Genomic DNA, 15,225 nt, shown 5'->3' on the forward strand with positions numbered 1-15,225 from the left:
ATAAAGGTGTACAATTCCGTATTAATACACTTCTAATGTGAAAATTTGCACAATGATTGATTGGGAAAATTTACATTACTTTTCAGTTTTTACCGAAGAGAAGTCACTGTCAGCTGCCGCAAGAAAGTTGGGGGTAGACCATGCAACTGTATCCAGAAGAATTGCTCAACTAGAACAAAATTTAAAACTCAAATTAGTTGATCGTAGACCACGCACATACATACTTACCCCAGATGGAGAACGTCTTGCACAAGTAGTCGCTCGTATGATGGAAGAAACGTTTTCTATTGAACGTTTAACTCAGGCTGGTCAGCAAGAAGTGATGGGTAGTGTTTCTATTAGTATGCCTCCTTTAACGGCTGCGCATCTTATCATGCCTCATTTGGGAAGGTTTTATCGTCATTATCCCCAATTAAAATTACGTGTACTCGGCGATGTTCATTATGTTTCTTTGCAGCATAGTGAGGCTGATATTGCTGTACGATTTGGACGTCCTAAAGATGAAAACTTAGTTGCTCGTAAAGTAGGTGAAATTCCTTTTGGAATATATGCTGCTCCAAATTATTTAGCTTCAACTGATTCTGAAAGTTATGAGTGGATCAGCGTAGAGGTCGGGGGGGTACATGGTCAAAAACAGCAGAAGTTAAAAGAAAGATTAGGCAATAAAGAACCTGTAATGGTTACAAATCATCCTGAACTTCAGTGGAGGGCAGCATGTGGCGAAGCTGGGTTAGCTGTGTTACCTGATTTTTTAGGCACACTGAGTAACTTGGTCAGATTGCAAGATGATCATCCTATGAGTGCTGAAATCTGGTTGGTAACCCATGAAGATCTACGACATAGTCCTGCAATACGTGTTGTAATGGATTTTCTGATGAGCTGTTTCGAGTCTTTTAGAACTTAAACTTGGTTAGTTAAATGCTAACGCTTAGACGTCTGTTTAAAGAAGCTGCCATTTTCCCCGCAGCTTCTTTTGAATTTAGTTAGATCAATACGCTAGGTCAGACTAACTTCTATACCTTTACGTAAATTAGATTGATCCTGTTTAGAGTTTAAATCAATTTTAATGTAGGATTTAGCAAGTAAACGTCTAGTAGCCGAATTAATAGGTTTTTCTACCCATTTAGGTAATTTTATCCCTAAAGGATTAGTTTCGGTTTTAGATTCTTCGGTAGTTACTCTTGTGCCCATAATATAATCAAACCAAGGTCTGGTAACGCACCAATTCGCATTCTGATTACTTGTCATATGGTGATCATAATGCCAAGGAATACGCTTTTTTGCATATTCTGGGTCTAAATGAGACTTGGCATGCACGCGCCAATAATTCCATAAACCATAATAGAGTCCAGCTGTAAAAAAAGGAGCTACAGGTAAAAAAATGGTAGCAGCACCTGCTAATCCAATTAAGGCCGTTTTTTCATTATAAATTTCAGCATTTTTAAGCATAGATTCGGCATAGCCTTCATCATGGAAGCCATTTAAACGGGCACGTTTATGATGTGCGATATGGGTGAAAAATGGACTATTACGATACTGGCTTGGAAACTCATGCAGCCAAACTTTATGAAAGTACCATTCCAAGCCATTTGCTACAAAAACACCTACAGGGAATCCAAGCATATTGGTCACTTCTTCTAAATTACAATTTAAAGCCATTGTAAAAGAAGAACGTTTTATCCCTTTGACCTAATAGGCAGTAGACCAATTGCCTTTAGAATCAATTTGATTGTTTTTGTTTACGTTGTCGATAAGCACTTGGAGTTTCAGTGGTCCATCGTTTGAATGCACGCGTGAACGCAGAGGGCTCTGAAAAACCGGTTAAATAAACAATTTGATCAATAGTTTCTTGTGTATTAGCAAGCAAACGTCTGGCAAGTTTTTCTCGATGTTGATTTAGAATCTTTTCATAATTTGTATTAATAGCTTGCAAATCAGCGCGAAGAGTACGAGGGTTGCGGTTTAATTGTTCTGCAATCAATTTTTGATCAAATTGCCCAGATTCAAGTAATCCATTACTAAGTAAACGTTCAATTGCATGAATCAGTTGATGCTTTTCTAATGTTAATAACTGCTGTTCAGCAAGAGTTTCATGGATTTTTAATAATTCTGGCTCAGCAGCTGGCGAGGTCTTATTTAATAGTACACTAGGAAAAACTATAGCACCTTTTGTTTGGCCTAAAATGATGGGGCATTCCCACATCTCTTGATAAGTTTCAGCCGAGGCATCTTGTTGATAAGGTAGAGTAATATGACTAGGTCTGAACTCATTATTAGTAATATATTTAAAAAAATTAAGGAAAATACCAATCCCACATTCTAGATAATGTCTTACGGGATGCTCAAAACCCGATAATATTGCTTGATCTTCATTAATGGTTAAGGAAAGGCTAAAGACATCTGTAAGTAGTGCTTGATATCTTATCGCGCGCTGCAATCCTTCACCAAATGTAGAGCTGCTCAAAAATAGATATTCAATGACCAAACCGGAAAGGGGGCATTTGTTTACCTATATGTAAGCCAATATCAGGATCTTGGCTGATTTCTTCAGCAGCTGTCCAAAAACGGTGTTGGGTAGAATTATCTCTACGAATATTTTTATCAGGCGGGTGATTCGGCAAATTTACACTTGCAAAAATAGATGCTGCATCTAAGCCCATCTTTTGCATAGTCTGGTAAGTCATCCATAAAAAAATTCCAGCGTCTGAAGAATTTTTAGACATAATTTGATGACAACTCTATAAACTATAGCGCATATTCAATCATGATTTTATTGCTGATTCTATATCTCAGAAACTTATATTAGTTTAATGATCAGGAAAGAAACCCGCATCTTCACGTGCTTGTTTTAAAGCTAAGATAAAGGAGGTTAAAAAAAGTAAACCTATAAAAAAAAGAAAAAGATCAATGTTACTAATCGCAAAACCTATACTTGTAGCACCTAGACTTAGTAATAAGATACATAATATTTTCCAAAAAATGAGCATGTTACGTTCTGATAAAAAGTCTAAAACATATTATTTGCAATTGAAGGGGATTTCTAAATTTATTTATGTTTTTTTTATTATAAATTATGTAATTCTTTAAAGTTTAAATTTTTATGATTTTAGACTAACTATTTGAAATTAAATTAAATTTAAGTTTATTCGACTTGAGGAGTGTCTTTTAATTTTTCTTAAAATTAAGTTTTTATTAATTATATAGAATGATAATTCTTTAGAAGCACTATAAAATAGCGATTATAAATTAAATTTATTTTTTTAATTTATTTAAAACAATATGTTATGGTTGGTTTTTAAATTTTTGTTAAAAAAAAGACTTGATCTTTAAGCCGAATTTTGAAATTATACCCATGCAAGTTGTGATCTATTTCCCACAATTTGTATTTCAGGTTAAGTGGTTATCACTAATGCTCATTTGCTATTTTTGCTTATGAGCATTTTTTTATGTGATTTTTTAATAGAACTACAAAGTATGAAAAACATTAGTTTTTTTGAGTTCTCTTGGTAGCATTAAGCTTATTTGTTTTTAGTAATTTTATAGAGAATAGTTAATCATATTGAATCGTCACCGTCGCTGTGGCTTTAACCTCACCTGCGGTCACATTGGTGGCGGTCTGATAATAACGAGCAGTTAAAGGAACATCATATTCAACAGTTTGGTTGGAACTCACCATACCTATATTTAGTTTGCTTGCTTTTTGAATCGGCTGATTTGCTCCATTCATATTCCATAACAGTTCGACACCCACACCGTTGGCTTTGATTGAATTCGCGGCACTGTTGTTAATCACCTGATTATTGGAGGTATCAGAATTATAATCAAAACTTAAGCTGATCGTATTGCTCGTAGCGATACCAGAGTTGTTTTCGCCACCATTACATAAGATTGATAGATTAAAATTCTGTTCCCCTTGGGTTGACCCAATCGCTCTAAAGCCTGATTTCATCACGGTTGGAAGTTGAACTGGTGAATCTACACCATTTTGAATTTCACAAGATGAAGACGCAATAAGAATAGGGGCATTACTTAATACGGTAGTGGTTAAAAATGGGCGGTTCTGTTGTCCTGATACGTAATAGGTGCTGTAACGGCCTGCGACTAGTGCTCCAGAGCCTGTTGTCATGGCAGTTTTAATAACTTCCATAACAAAATACCCAGGGGAAAGTGTATATGTTTGATTGGGTGTTAATGTACGTCTATAGGGATAATATCCTGAAAAATCTGAAGCATCGGCAGCTTCGCGATAAAGTCGAATACCAATACCTGGAATATTAGTCGCATAAACATTATTCCCTATAGGACTAATTGGATAATTTAAGGGGAGAGCTGCAATAATTTGATCACTCGCTCGATTACAAGTTGCAGTCGAATTATTAGGAGATACTGTAAAAGTATTCTTTTGTAAGATCGTTCCTATTGGATCATTTGGTTTTACTACGATTTTACCTATATTCATCGGAATATCGACGGTAGTAAATCCTTTACTTAAATTACAATTTGCATTTGTATGGCTATAAGCAAATAGACTCACTGCCAAAAATCCAATTCTTTTTAAAATATTATTCATTTACAGACTGCCTTTGTCATAATAATTGGTTGGTTGTTATGCTTTATTTGATCCGCTATATCGTATTCAATTTCACATTTTTCAGTACTCGTATTTCCCCATTTCACATATAAATGGTCATGGGTTAAGGGTGTTCGTAAATAAATGCGACTGCCTTGCGCGACAATACCTATTACTTCGTTATTCTGGTTGTACACTTGTGCGGCAAAAGGTAGATGTGAGCCATCTAATGTTGTTGTACTAATAAAAAGTGCATAACCTTTTTTTGTTGAGAATTGAACTTTAGTGATCGAGCCTGCATAGGGAGCAATCCGTAAACTGCTCTCACCAAGTTCAACTTGTGTGGACATATCTTGTGGATCAAGACTGATGTCATTCATACGATAAGGCGTAACATAAGGAATAACGGCATATCCCTTTTTGTTAATACTGAGCCCTGGTGTATTACCGACTTGTGCTCCCGTAGCATCCGGTGCATAGACCAGCACCATAGTTTGAGCCTGATCTGGCCCAAACAGAATTCCTTGGGAATGTGCAACAACATTGCCACTGAAGTTAAGCATTTCTTGTTGGTATGAATCTGCGTGACTTAATGAAGCACCAAGTGTTGTATAGTTTGTTTTATAGGTACCATTAATATTCAGGTTGGTTTGACCACGATCCTGATTAGAAATTGATGCGCCGTAGTTTAAGCGACTTCCTGTAAAGCCACTGAAACTTAAAGTCTGGCTATCCTCACCAATAACACTATTAAAAGTCAGAGAATTTTTCTTAAAATCTAATGGAAAAGATAAAGAAGCAAGATACTGCGTATCTTGACCTGTGCGAGTGCCGCCTTCATTAATCTCGCTGCTAATTGCGGATAAACTATAAGTTAAATCTTTAAATTGATTGCTATAACCTAATTGGAACTGTTTATTGGTCGTGGGTTGATTCCAATAGTTTGTCCATGAACCCACTAAATAAAAATTTCCCCATTGCTTTGGAAGAACTTGATTTAAAGTAATCTGGAATTCACTTTTTTGTTTTCCTACGGAAAAGCTATCAATATTTTGTTGTTGTAAATCTTGAATTAAAATTGCATCACGCAATTTGAGGTAGTTCTCTGTTGAATAGCGATAAGTAGCTAATGTTAAATTAGTATTTGTTGGAGAAAATAGTCGACTGTAACTTAAACGATAACTTTGCCCTGTCATTTTAGATTGATGATCAAACTTAGCTTTTGATTGAGTGGCATCAAAAGAGACAGCTCCAATTGGTGTTGAAAAAGCTGTACCTAGTAATAACGAGAGATATTGCTGGGTCGCTTGAACCGCACTGTAAGTTGTGAGGTAATTATTAATTCCTCGTTGATACTTACCCTGTATCAGCCATGGAGTTAGGCTAAGGTTTGAATCTCGAAACTGCCCTAAAGTAAAAGAGTATCGACTCATTTGAGGGCGTAGCATTTCGACGACAGAAGCATAGGGAATAGAGAATTTTTGAATTATTCCATTAGATTCAATTACCGAAACTTGTAGCTCGCCTCCAAACCCCGTTGGGTAAAGATCATTAATTTCAAAGTTTCCGGGTGGCACCGTTGTCTGATAAATTAAATTGCCTTGTTGCCTAACCTCGACTTTCGCATTGGTTTTTGCATAACCTCTCACTCTGGGAGCGTAACCGAGCATACTGTTTGGAAGCATTCGGTCATCACTTGAAATATTTACCCCGCGATACTGTAACGAATCGATAAAATCACTATTAGTAAAATAATCGCCTAAAGTCACAACGCCATGAATTTTCGGAAATGCTTTTTGTATATATGTATTCGTTGAAGTATAAGAAGAATTATCAGTATGGTCTTGCCATTTCCATTGTCCATTATGGCGCAATTGCCAACTCGCTAAATTTGCTCCAAGATTCGTCCCCATAAAAGCATATGTACTTTCATTTTGTTCGTTAACTATCCGATAAGCAGTCGCGTTATATGTCAAAAAAGCTGCATTAATACCTTGATCCCAAAAATGTGGATCGATATAGCCCTGTGCATTTTTTTCTAATGTGGCTTGGGGGATAGAAATATCAATTCTTAAACGGGAGCTGTCAAATAAATAAAAAGCATTATCTATCCAAGTCCCAAGTGTGTCACAAGAAAGAGATGATGTATGAGAATGTTGGCTAAGCACCTCAGCTTTTACGCCATATTCTAGTAACATGGCTTCTGTGAAACAGGTTTCGGCATTTGCATTGGGAGTATGTGCGTTAAAGCGCATACGTCGTTTACCCAGCCATTGACCATTAATATAGACATCTAAGCTATATTCACCAGCTAAGATGGGGTTTCCATATTTGAAACGACCAATATCAATTTTTTGCGCATTACCTACTAAAAAATTACTATCAAACTCTGCTTTTGAGAAACCTGAAACATCGGTACTATTTTCGGCATATACAGCCGAAGGCATAAATACCGCAATACTTGAGGCCACATAACAAGTAAAAGGGCTTTTTAAACATATATAAGGTATAAACCATTTAGACATAGTTTTAGAGCCTATTCATGATAGGTATTTAGGTTTTCTTAAGTAATACAGTAAGGTTAGAACTTTATTGGGTGCTCAACTCTTCCACCATAATCATTGATATATACAAAGCTCATATCGGCTAAATTTTTAGTTTTTAGTTTTATTTTATCTTCGGAAAAAGGGGCAACCATTAATCCTTGCTGTAATAAGTCTGTTTTATGGCCTTCACTTCCCTGAAAAATGGAGCTAATAGTCAGGAAAAAGGGTGTCGGGTTCTTCACTATTAGATATTGATCATTCATTTTCCATTGAACTTTCTCACTTAGTTGTTCAATATTTTCTTTTAGATTTATAGGGCGATAAAAAAATTTAATGCGCGAACGAACAGCAAGCTGTAAAAAATTATTAGAAATAGAGGTGTTTTGGTCTTGTTGAGTTTTTCCTTCCGGTTTAGGAGGTATATCTAAAACATTAAGCCAAAGAATAGATTCTTGTTGCTGATTTAATTGAAAAGTATTAGGCAGAGCTGTAATTCTTAAGGTCTGGCCTTTATTCGCTTCTACTCGTGAAATCGGGGGAGTAATAATGAAGGGCACATTTGCTTCATCGGGAGTCAACTTTGCATTTCCATCATCGATCCAAGCTTGAACAAGAGAGGGAGCTGTACCGTTATTACTCAGTTGCAAAGTGATCTCACGTGCATTGGAAGGATAAATGACACGAGTTCCATGTAAAACAATTTCAGTATGCCCTGTGGTAGTCAGTGCTACCTGTAGACAAACTAATCCCCAAAAAAACTTACGACCACGAAAAAGCATGAGTCATATTCTCAATAATGAATAATAGATAGGAGATAGCTTCTATCTCTAAATAGAAGCTTCAATTTTAATTTTATTGATAAATAATGGTGTATTTTACTTGCGATGTTACCGTACCCGCAGTAGAGGCGCCTGTAGCATAGTATTCAGCATAATAGTTAAGGTCAGCATCACCACCTGCTGAAACATTCACCCATTGTGAGTTGGTCTGAGCTGCATTCGTGCCTGTAGCGAGTACAGGGATTACAGCATTATTACTGCCTAGCAACTGGATATTCACGTTTGTTGCCCCGCCCGAGGTTGCTTGGTTTAATAAACGACCAGTATTAAAGTCAACGGTAGCACCTGGCTCAAAATAGGTGGCTACTTTACCAGCCGAAGCACAGTTCGTTAAATTAATTTGAAATGGGGTGCGACCAGCTACATCACCTGCATTTTTTAAGGTTTGAGATGAAACTGTAGGCAGGTTAATTGTTAGATTTTTATCTCCAGTATCAATCGTACAAGTATTATCTGTGACAAGACCATTAATAGTAATTGTGCCATCTGCAGCTTGTGCATTTGTTATATTTAAGAGAGAAACCGCCGCCATAAAAATAAATCTTTTCATAAAATCCCCAGAATAGCCTTTTAAAATAAATTCCATTACTTTTCAGCAAGTTTATTCTGCTTAAGTAAGGCGAAGGAAATATATCACTTTTCAACCAAAAAACAAGAAAAACATTATATTTATATATATTTTGATAGGTTGTTTTTATTAATAAATATTTTGGAAATATATTTTTTATCAGTTGGTAAAATAATGTGTGATTCATTTTTAAAATAAAATGAAAAAACTCGTAATATTTAAGTAATTGTATTTTATTAAATTAATCTAACTTTAAAGAATTTAAGATGGAAGTTGTCTATATTTTTGATTTAACCCAATGTTTTTTAACAATAAAATTATTTTTAATTTATCTTGTGAATATATTTGTTTTTTTAAGAATTTTTTAAGATTCAATTCCTACTGTTTTAGTTGTAATTTAATAAAAGATAATCTGGAGTTCCGTTCCATGAATAGTATGAAGTATAGCTATAAACCTAATTACTTTTTCTTTGCTCATAAGCTAGTTTTGTTTTTAAAGGATTATCTCATTAAGCACCCAACGGAGCAGCAGACAACGTTTAACTTGCAAACGATTTATGACATCTTTAGTCATGATCTTGCTTCGAGTACAACTAATCTTGAGGGTATCTTAAATATTGCAGATGAATACGTCTTTGAAACAGAAGACGGTTTACTTCCATTGATCAGTAAGCACTCTGTTAACCTCAAGAATCATGTACTTTCTTTGGAATTTTCACCACAAGCTTTGACAAGCTTATTGTTGGGTCGTTCTTTAGTGAACCCTAAAGCAGCTTAGATTCTCTTTTAAGGTAGAGTTAACTCATATAAAATTCATAAAATTTATTTTTAAGAGTGATTTATGAGTAAAGACTTTAAGGCTTTAACTTATATTGTGGATGATAATATAGCAGATACAGTGACTTGGCTTTTACATCATCAGGATGTTTTTGATTCTTTTAATTTTGATGTGTTAAGCCAAGAGTTGTCTGTAACGCACGCAGCAGGAAAAGACATTGTTCGAGTCGGGACATTTCTTAATGCCACTTATGGAATTTTAGTTACTTCTGTTTAAATAAAAAAGCCCTGATTCTTCAGGGCTTTTTTATTTTACTGCCTTGAGTTATGCGCTCATAGCATTTACTGATAGATCAGCAACTGTTGGTTTTGGTTTTTCTGCGGTTAAGCCGAGTTTGTTAAACAACGCTTGGTCTTTACCTTCCCCTGCATTTGGTGTGGTGAGTAACTTATCACCAGAGAATAATGAGTTTGCGCCTGCCATAAATGCTAATGCTTGATCTGAATCACTTAATGACTCACGACCAGCGGATAAACGAATATAGCTATGCGGCATAATAATGCGCGCAACAGCAATAGTGCGGATCCATTCAATTACATCAAGCTTCTCAACATCTGCTAACGGCGTTCCTTCAATTGGAACAAGCATGTTAATTGGCACAGATTCAGGATGAATTGGTAGGGTAGCTAATTCATGTAATAAACCAACACGGTCATCACGGCTTTCGCCTAAACCTACAATGCCACCACTACAAACTTTCATGCCAGCTTGGCGAACATAATCTAGGGTATTTAAACGATCATCAAAAGTACGCGTGCTAATGATGTGTGAGTAGTACTCACGAGATGTATCTAGGTTGTGATTGTAATAATCTAAACCAGCAACTTGTAGGCGCTCTGCTTGAGATTGGTTAAGCATGCCTAAAGTCATACAGGTTTCTAAACCTAAAGCTTTTACTTCACGTACCATTTCTAAAACATAAGGCATATCGCGCTCATGTGGGTTACGCCAAGCTGCACCCATACAAAAACGTGAAGAACCTGAATCTTTTGCAGCTTTTGCTTCGCTAATCACTTTTTCTACAGCAATACGTTTTTCTGCTTCTAGTTTTGATTCGTAATGTGCGGATTGTGAGCAGTATTTGCAATCTTCAGGGCATTTACCCGTTTTAATCGATAAAAGGGTGCTGACCTGAATCGCATTGGCAGTGAAGTGCTCGCGATGTACTTGCTGAGCCTTGAAAACTAAATCCAAAAAGGGTTGTTCATATAAAGCTTGGATTTCTTCACGATTCCAATCATTACGTAGAGTCATTGTCATATCCATGATGATGGCATTAATTCACTATACATAATCATACAGAATTCGTATTAAAGCTATAGGGCAAAAAACATCATTTTTTTAATTTCATGACTGAAGTTGATTAAGTTGTTGTTCAATTGCCCAATCAATATGCACGTTGACAATATCATCATGCAAAATCTTGCCATTTTGTAGTTGAGCTACAATTTCCTTTGAATAAGGAGCATTTCCTAAACCGATAGCAATATTACGTTTAAAAGATTGATAACCTGTCCGGCGGATTGGACTGCCTTCCGTATTTGCCAAAAACGTAGCTTCATCCCATTGCCAGATGTCTAAAAGACTGATGCTGTCTAAACCATTCCTAGGATTGAAATCGCTAATGGATGCAGTTTTGGCAAAACTATTCCATGGACAGATCAATTGACAGTCATCACAGCCAAAAATCCGGTTACCGATACCTGCGCGTAATTCTTCAGCAATAATTCCTTTATATTCGATAGTTAAATATGCGATACAACGTCTTGCATCGAGCATATAAGGTTCTACAATTGCTTGTGTAGGACAAATATCAATACAAGCACTACACGAACCACAGTGAGAGGTTGTTGGGCCATCAAAAGGTAAATCGAGTGATGTAAATAGTTCACCCAATACAAAAAAAGAACCTGACTTTTTGTGAATGAGCAAAGTATGTTTACCCGTCCAACCCATTCCAGCACTTTCAGCCAATGATTTTTCAAAAATAGGTGCTGAATCAGCGAAAGGACGTGATTCAAAATCACCAACTTTTTCACGAATTCGTATGGCTAAAGTTTTCAATCTACCACGCATGACCTTATGGTAGTCTCGACCACGTGCATAACGGGCGATAATGGCAGAGTTCGGTTCAAAAGGTACATAACGTGGCTTTGGTGACTCGACCAGATAGTTCATGCGAACGCAGATAATACTTTTTGTGCCAGGAACTAATAATGTTGGATCAGCCCGCTTTTCTAGATTTTCCTCTAAATAGGTCATATCTGCATGATAGCCACGTTCAAGATACTCTAAAAAACGTGGCATTTGATCTTGAGCATCTGGTTTTGCAATGACACAATCAGCAAAACCCAAGTCTAAAGCTTGAGCCTTGATCCATGCTTTTAATTCATGAAGATCAAGTTGTTGCACCGTAATGCGTGATGTATCGGAAGATGTCATAAATCAAAACAGAAGAGGATAATAATATGCAGATGGTAGTTTACCATAGCGATGATATTCAAGCATGGGAGCAACGCTGGTTTGCTGCGCAAAACTCATCATTAGGTTTAATGCAACAAGCGGCTTGGTCAATTGCTCAACAGTTAATTGAACTTTTTAAAGAGCAGTCTATTAAAAATATTGCTGTTTGGTGTGGGCAAGGCAACAATGCTGGTGATGGTTATTTTATAGCAGCTTATTTAAAGCAAGCAGGTTGGAATGTTCAAATCTTTGCATCCGAAGTAGGGGCTTCAGCAGATTTACATCAAGCTGTGCAATTTGCAAAAGATCAACTGGTACAAATTCATCAAGGTTTTGAACTCGCAAAGCATTTTGATTGCCATATTGATGCTTTATTTGGTATTGGTTTAAATCGAGAATTAAACATTCATTGGCAACAGGCTATTCAACAATTTAATGGACAAACGGGCCTAAAAATTTCTGTTGATATACCCAGCGGTTTGCAGGCAAATACAGGATGTACTTTACCTTGTGCAATAAGGGCTGATCATACATTTACAGTTTTAGGACTTAAAGCCGGATTATTTACAGCTCAAGGCAAAGAATATACAGGTGAGCTTCATTTAATTGATTTAATTCCTATAGACCAAGAACTGAAACCGTTAGCTTATTTAACATCAACAAATATTAAACTTCCTAAGCGATTAGCATTTGGTCATAAAGGGAGTTATGGGCATGTTTTAGTCGTTGGCGGGCATGAACAAATGGGCGGTGCTGTAATTATGGCTGCCGAGGCTGCTTTTCATGCAGGAGCAGGTAAAGTCACGGTGGTTTGTCATCAAAACCATCATCAGGCTATTTTGTCTCGTGCACCAAATATTATGCTCCGTGATATTAATGCCCTAAATGAAAAGTCTATTAAAGATATTTTATCTCAGGTTGATGCAGTGTGTGTTGGGATGGGATTAGGGCGTGATGATTGGGCAAAGCAGATCTACCGACAATGGTTTAATTTATTAAATCAGAGTGAACATCTGGAGATTGTTTTAGATGCAGATGCTTTATGGTTTCTAGCAAAACAGCCTCAAAAATTGAATGCACATATTTATCTAACACCTCATCCTGGAGAAGCTGCAACATTACTTGAGTGTTCTACTACTCAGATTGAGAATGACCGAATCTCTGCAATTTATGCCTTACAACAAAAATATGCAGGACAGTGGGTGCTTAAAGGAGCAGGTAGTCTGATCTTAGAAGATGCTCTTTATATTTGTACCCAAGGGAATGCTGGTATGGGCACTGGAGGGATGGGAGATGTGCTAGCAGGAATGATTGCGAGTCTAAAAGCACAATTCCATAAGGCAATTGCATTACATGAAATTGTTACCCTTCATGCTCAGGCTGGTGACCAACTTGCAAAACAAGGTATGCGTGGTTTACAGGCTTTTGAGATGAATCAGGCAATTACAAAAGTCGTAAACTAATAAAGCGTTAACGTCTGCGACTGCTAGAGCGGCTTCGTCCACGTGCCATGCCACCTAAGGCATTAAGGACAGACAGTTTGCTCATACTTCCAGATGCATGAGCATGGCAAATTGCTGCTGCTAGTGCATCTGCCGCATCTGCTTGAGGCTTAATGGTCAAGTTAAGTAATCGCATGACCATCATTTGTACTTGTTCTTTGTCTGCGGCTCCATAACCTACAACAGATTGTTTAATTTGGCGCGCAGTATATTCTGCAACCTGCAAATCTAAATTGACCAAAGCTGCTATTGCTGCACCACGTGCTTGACCAAGTTTTAGAGCCGAATCGGGGTTTTGAGCCATAAACACTTGCTCAACGGCAGCTTCAGTTGGACCATGAAATTTAACAATACGTTCAATACCAGCAAAGATACGTTTTAAGCGTTCGGGCATTTCCTTAGTTTCTGTTCGGATAGTACCTGCATCGATAAAACGTAGTTTGCTACCATCTTTTTCAATGATTCCATAACCTGTTAAGCGCGAACCAGGGTCAATCCCAATAATCAAAGACATGCGAAGGCTTACATAAATAATTTAAAGCTATTGTTACATACCAAAATATGATCTGCATGAGTTATTTAAGCAAGTCACTTATGAATGGTTATTTTTCGTTTTTTAATAGATTCTATTTTGGTTACTACAAAGAATAGTTTTTCAAGATTTCTAAAAAAGATAAAATTCTTTAATAATTGACAGGATTCTATTTTAGTGGAATATTTGTCTATAATTTTGGAATTTGAATTTGTGGGTGCATGGAAGATATTAATATTCGCATCGCACAGCAAGTACGTGAACTGCGTTTAGCTCGTGGATATACCCTTGATGTTCTTGCTACACGATGCCAAGTGAGCCGTTCTGCTATTTCGTTAATTGAAAGAGGTGAGGCCAGCCCAACAGCGGTTGTCCTTGAAAAGCTAGCAAATGGTTTAGATGTACCTTTGACTCAACTCTTCGCTAACCAGCAAGGTAATCAATCACCTCAGCCCATTGTTCGGCGTAGTCAACAATCAGAATGGAAAGACCCGGAAACTGGTTATATTCGCCGTCAAATTTCACCTCCAAATTGGAAGTCCTCATTTCAAATTGTTGAAATTGAATTTCCCCCTCACTCACGAATTACTTATGAAATTAGTGAAACTTCCAAGGTGGTACAACAGCAACTTTGGGTAGTTGAAGGGAAAATTGATATTCAATTAGGTGAATCTTCTTATGCTTTAAGCACAGGGGATTGTTTGGCAATGCAACTAAACCAGCCCGTTATATACAGTAATAATTCATCTCAAGTCGCTCGCTATATTTTAGTCGTCTCTAGTCAACTCGTCTCTGCCCTTAAGGAATCTTTATGACCTTTTCCCTCAATTCCAATTTTCGTTTGATTGATTGTAATGAAGCAGAACATTCAGGGGCTATATTAGAGATTCTGAATGAAGCAATTATCAATTCTACCGCTCTATATGACTATTTACCGCGCTCTGAAGAGTCGATGAAAAACTGGTTCTCGGTTAAAAGACAAAATGGTTTTCCCGTCATTGGTATTGTTGATGAGACTGACAAGTTATTGGGTTTTGCGAGCTGGGGAACCTTTAGGGCTTTTCCTGCCTATAAATATACCGTTGAACATAGTATTTATATTCATCATGAGCATCGTGGTAGCGGACTAAGCAAAATTTTAATGCAAGAGCTGATTCAGCGAGCTCAAGAGGCCGAGTTACATGTATTGATTGGTTGTATTGATGCGAGCAATCAGGCAAGCATAGGTTTACATGAAAAAATGGGCTTTATCCATGCAGGTACTTTTAAACAAGTCGGTTTTAAGTTTGGTGAATGGCTGGATGCTGCTTTTTATCAGTTAAATTTAAATACGCCATTACATCCAGCTGATGGCTAATAAATTAGGT

At 36.9% G+C, this 15,225-nt stretch carries 16 protein-coding genes and 1 pseudogene; 6 read left to right on the plus strand and 11 right to left on the minus strand.

Annotated features, from left to right (window positions below; all coding sequences use genetic code 11):
- Positions 1–52 precede the first annotated feature (52 nt).
- Positions 53–904 (plus strand): LysR family transcriptional regulator, encoded by an 852-nt coding sequence (locus tag BMW38_RS01595; RefSeq protein ID WP_092705558.1) that lies wholly within the window; start codon positions 53–55, stop codon positions 902–904.
- 92 nt (positions 905–996) lie between these two features.
- Here BMW38_RS01595 and BMW38_RS01600 read toward each other — a convergent pair whose 3' ends face one another.
- The 8 genes and pseudogenes from BMW38_RS01600 to BMW38_RS01635 all read right to left on the minus strand — a co-directional run bounded on the left by BMW38_RS01600 (position 997) and on the right by BMW38_RS01635 (position 8,541).
- On the minus strand, positions 997–1,623 hold the full coding sequence (locus tag BMW38_RS01600) for a sterol desaturase family protein (protein ID WP_092706090.1): 627 nt from the start codon (positions 1,621–1,623) through the stop codon (positions 997–999).
- A 97-nt stretch (positions 1,624–1,720) separates the two neighbouring features.
- Positions 1,721–2,203: a helix-turn-helix domain-containing protein gene (locus tag BMW38_RS19735; RefSeq protein ID WP_348271186.1), complete on the minus strand. Its 483-nt coding sequence runs from the start codon at positions 2,201–2,203 to the stop codon at positions 1,721–1,723.
- Positions 2,195–2,723, minus strand: a pseudogene (locus tag BMW38_RS19740) (AraC family transcriptional regulator); the annotation flags it as partial. The pseudogene BMW38_RS19740 and the gene BMW38_RS19735, both read right to left, overlap by 9 nt.
- A gap of 84 nt (positions 2,724–2,807) precedes the next feature.
- Positions 2,808–2,987 (minus strand): hypothetical protein, encoded by a 180-nt coding sequence (locus BMW38_RS01610; RefSeq protein ID WP_092705559.1) that lies wholly within the window; start codon positions 2,985–2,987, stop codon positions 2,808–2,810.
- Positions 2,988–3,550: 563 nt separating this feature from the next.
- Entirely contained in the window at positions 3,551–4,570 is a 1,020-nt protein-coding gene (locus BMW38_RS01620) for a fimbrial protein (protein ID WP_092705560.1), read from the minus strand.
- Positions 4,567–7,017, minus strand: coding sequence for a fimbria/pilus outer membrane usher protein (locus tag BMW38_RS01625; RefSeq protein ID WP_092705561.1), 2,451 nt, complete (start codon positions 7,015–7,017; stop codon positions 4,567–4,569). Before BMW38_RS01625 ends, BMW38_RS01620 begins: the two co-directional genes overlap by 4 nt.
- 134 nt (positions 7,018–7,151) lie before the next feature.
- A complete protein-coding gene (locus BMW38_RS01630) occupies positions 7,152–7,895 on the minus strand; it encodes a fimbrial biogenesis chaperone (RefSeq protein WP_092705562.1) in 744 nt (247 codons plus the stop codon).
- A gap of 73 nt (positions 7,896–7,968) precedes the next feature.
- A complete protein-coding gene (locus tag BMW38_RS01635; RefSeq protein ID WP_004642576.1) occupies positions 7,969–8,541 on the minus strand; it encodes a fimbrial protein in 573 nt (190 codons plus the stop codon).
- Between the two features lie 409 nt (positions 8,542–8,950).
- On the opposite strand from BMW38_RS01635, the gene BMW38_RS01640 reads away from it, so the two are divergent.
- Both BMW38_RS01640 and BMW38_RS01645 read left to right on the plus strand, forming a co-directional pair.
- Complete coding sequence (locus BMW38_RS01640) at positions 8,951–9,301, plus strand: hypothetical protein (protein ID WP_092705563.1); 351 nt, start codon at positions 8,951–8,953, stop codon at positions 9,299–9,301.
- Positions 9,302–9,364: 63 nt separating this feature from the next.
- Positions 9,365–9,577, plus strand: a complete 213-nt coding sequence (locus tag BMW38_RS01645; RefSeq protein ID WP_004642577.1) for a hypothetical protein — start codon at positions 9,365–9,367, stop codon at positions 9,575–9,577.
- 48 nt (positions 9,578–9,625) lie between these two features.
- Here the strand turns inward: BMW38_RS01645 and bioB are convergent, their stop codons facing one another.
- Together bioB and queG are read right to left on the minus strand one after the other, a co-directional pair.
- Positions 9,626–10,615 (minus strand): biotin synthase BioB, encoded by a 990-nt coding sequence (gene bioB, locus BMW38_RS01650; RefSeq protein WP_004642579.1) that lies wholly within the window; start codon positions 10,613–10,615, stop codon positions 9,626–9,628.
- Positions 10,616–10,708: 93 nt separating this feature from the next.
- A complete protein-coding gene (gene queG, locus BMW38_RS01655) occupies positions 10,709–11,803 on the minus strand; it encodes a tRNA epoxyqueuosine(34) reductase QueG (RefSeq protein ID WP_213031079.1) in 1,095 nt (364 codons plus the stop codon).
- 26 nt (positions 11,804–11,829) lie between these two features.
- On the opposite strand from queG, the gene BMW38_RS01660 reads away from it, so the two are divergent.
- The gene (locus BMW38_RS01660) at positions 11,830–13,287 is read left to right on the plus strand and encodes an NAD(P)H-hydrate dehydratase (RefSeq protein WP_092705564.1); all 1,458 of its coding nucleotides are present in this window, start codon (positions 11,830–11,832) and stop codon (positions 13,285–13,287) included.
- 7 nt (positions 13,288–13,294) lie between these two features.
- Here the strand turns inward: BMW38_RS01660 and ruvC are convergent, their stop codons facing one another.
- The gene (gene ruvC, locus BMW38_RS01665) at positions 13,295–13,840 is read right to left on the minus strand and encodes a crossover junction endodeoxyribonuclease RuvC (RefSeq protein WP_003651385.1); all 546 of its coding nucleotides are present in this window, start codon (positions 13,838–13,840) and stop codon (positions 13,295–13,297) included.
- A gap of 239 nt (positions 13,841–14,079) precedes the next feature.
- On the opposite strand from ruvC, the gene BMW38_RS01670 reads away from it, so the two are divergent.
- Both BMW38_RS01670 and BMW38_RS01675 read left to right on the plus strand, forming a co-directional pair.
- On the plus strand, positions 14,080–14,673 hold the full coding sequence (locus BMW38_RS01670; RefSeq protein WP_092705565.1) for a helix-turn-helix domain-containing protein: 594 nt from the start codon (positions 14,080–14,082) through the stop codon (positions 14,671–14,673).
- A complete protein-coding gene (locus BMW38_RS01675) occupies positions 14,670–15,215 on the plus strand; it encodes a GNAT family N-acetyltransferase (RefSeq protein ID WP_092705566.1) in 546 nt (181 codons plus the stop codon). The genes BMW38_RS01670 and BMW38_RS01675 overlap by 4 nt, the downstream gene beginning before the upstream one ends.
- Positions 15,216–15,225 lie beyond the last annotated feature (10 nt).

Source organism: Acinetobacter sp. yr461 (assembly GCF_900110445.1).
GTDB lineage: Bacteria > Pseudomonadota > Gammaproteobacteria > Pseudomonadales > Moraxellaceae > Acinetobacter > Acinetobacter calcoaceticus.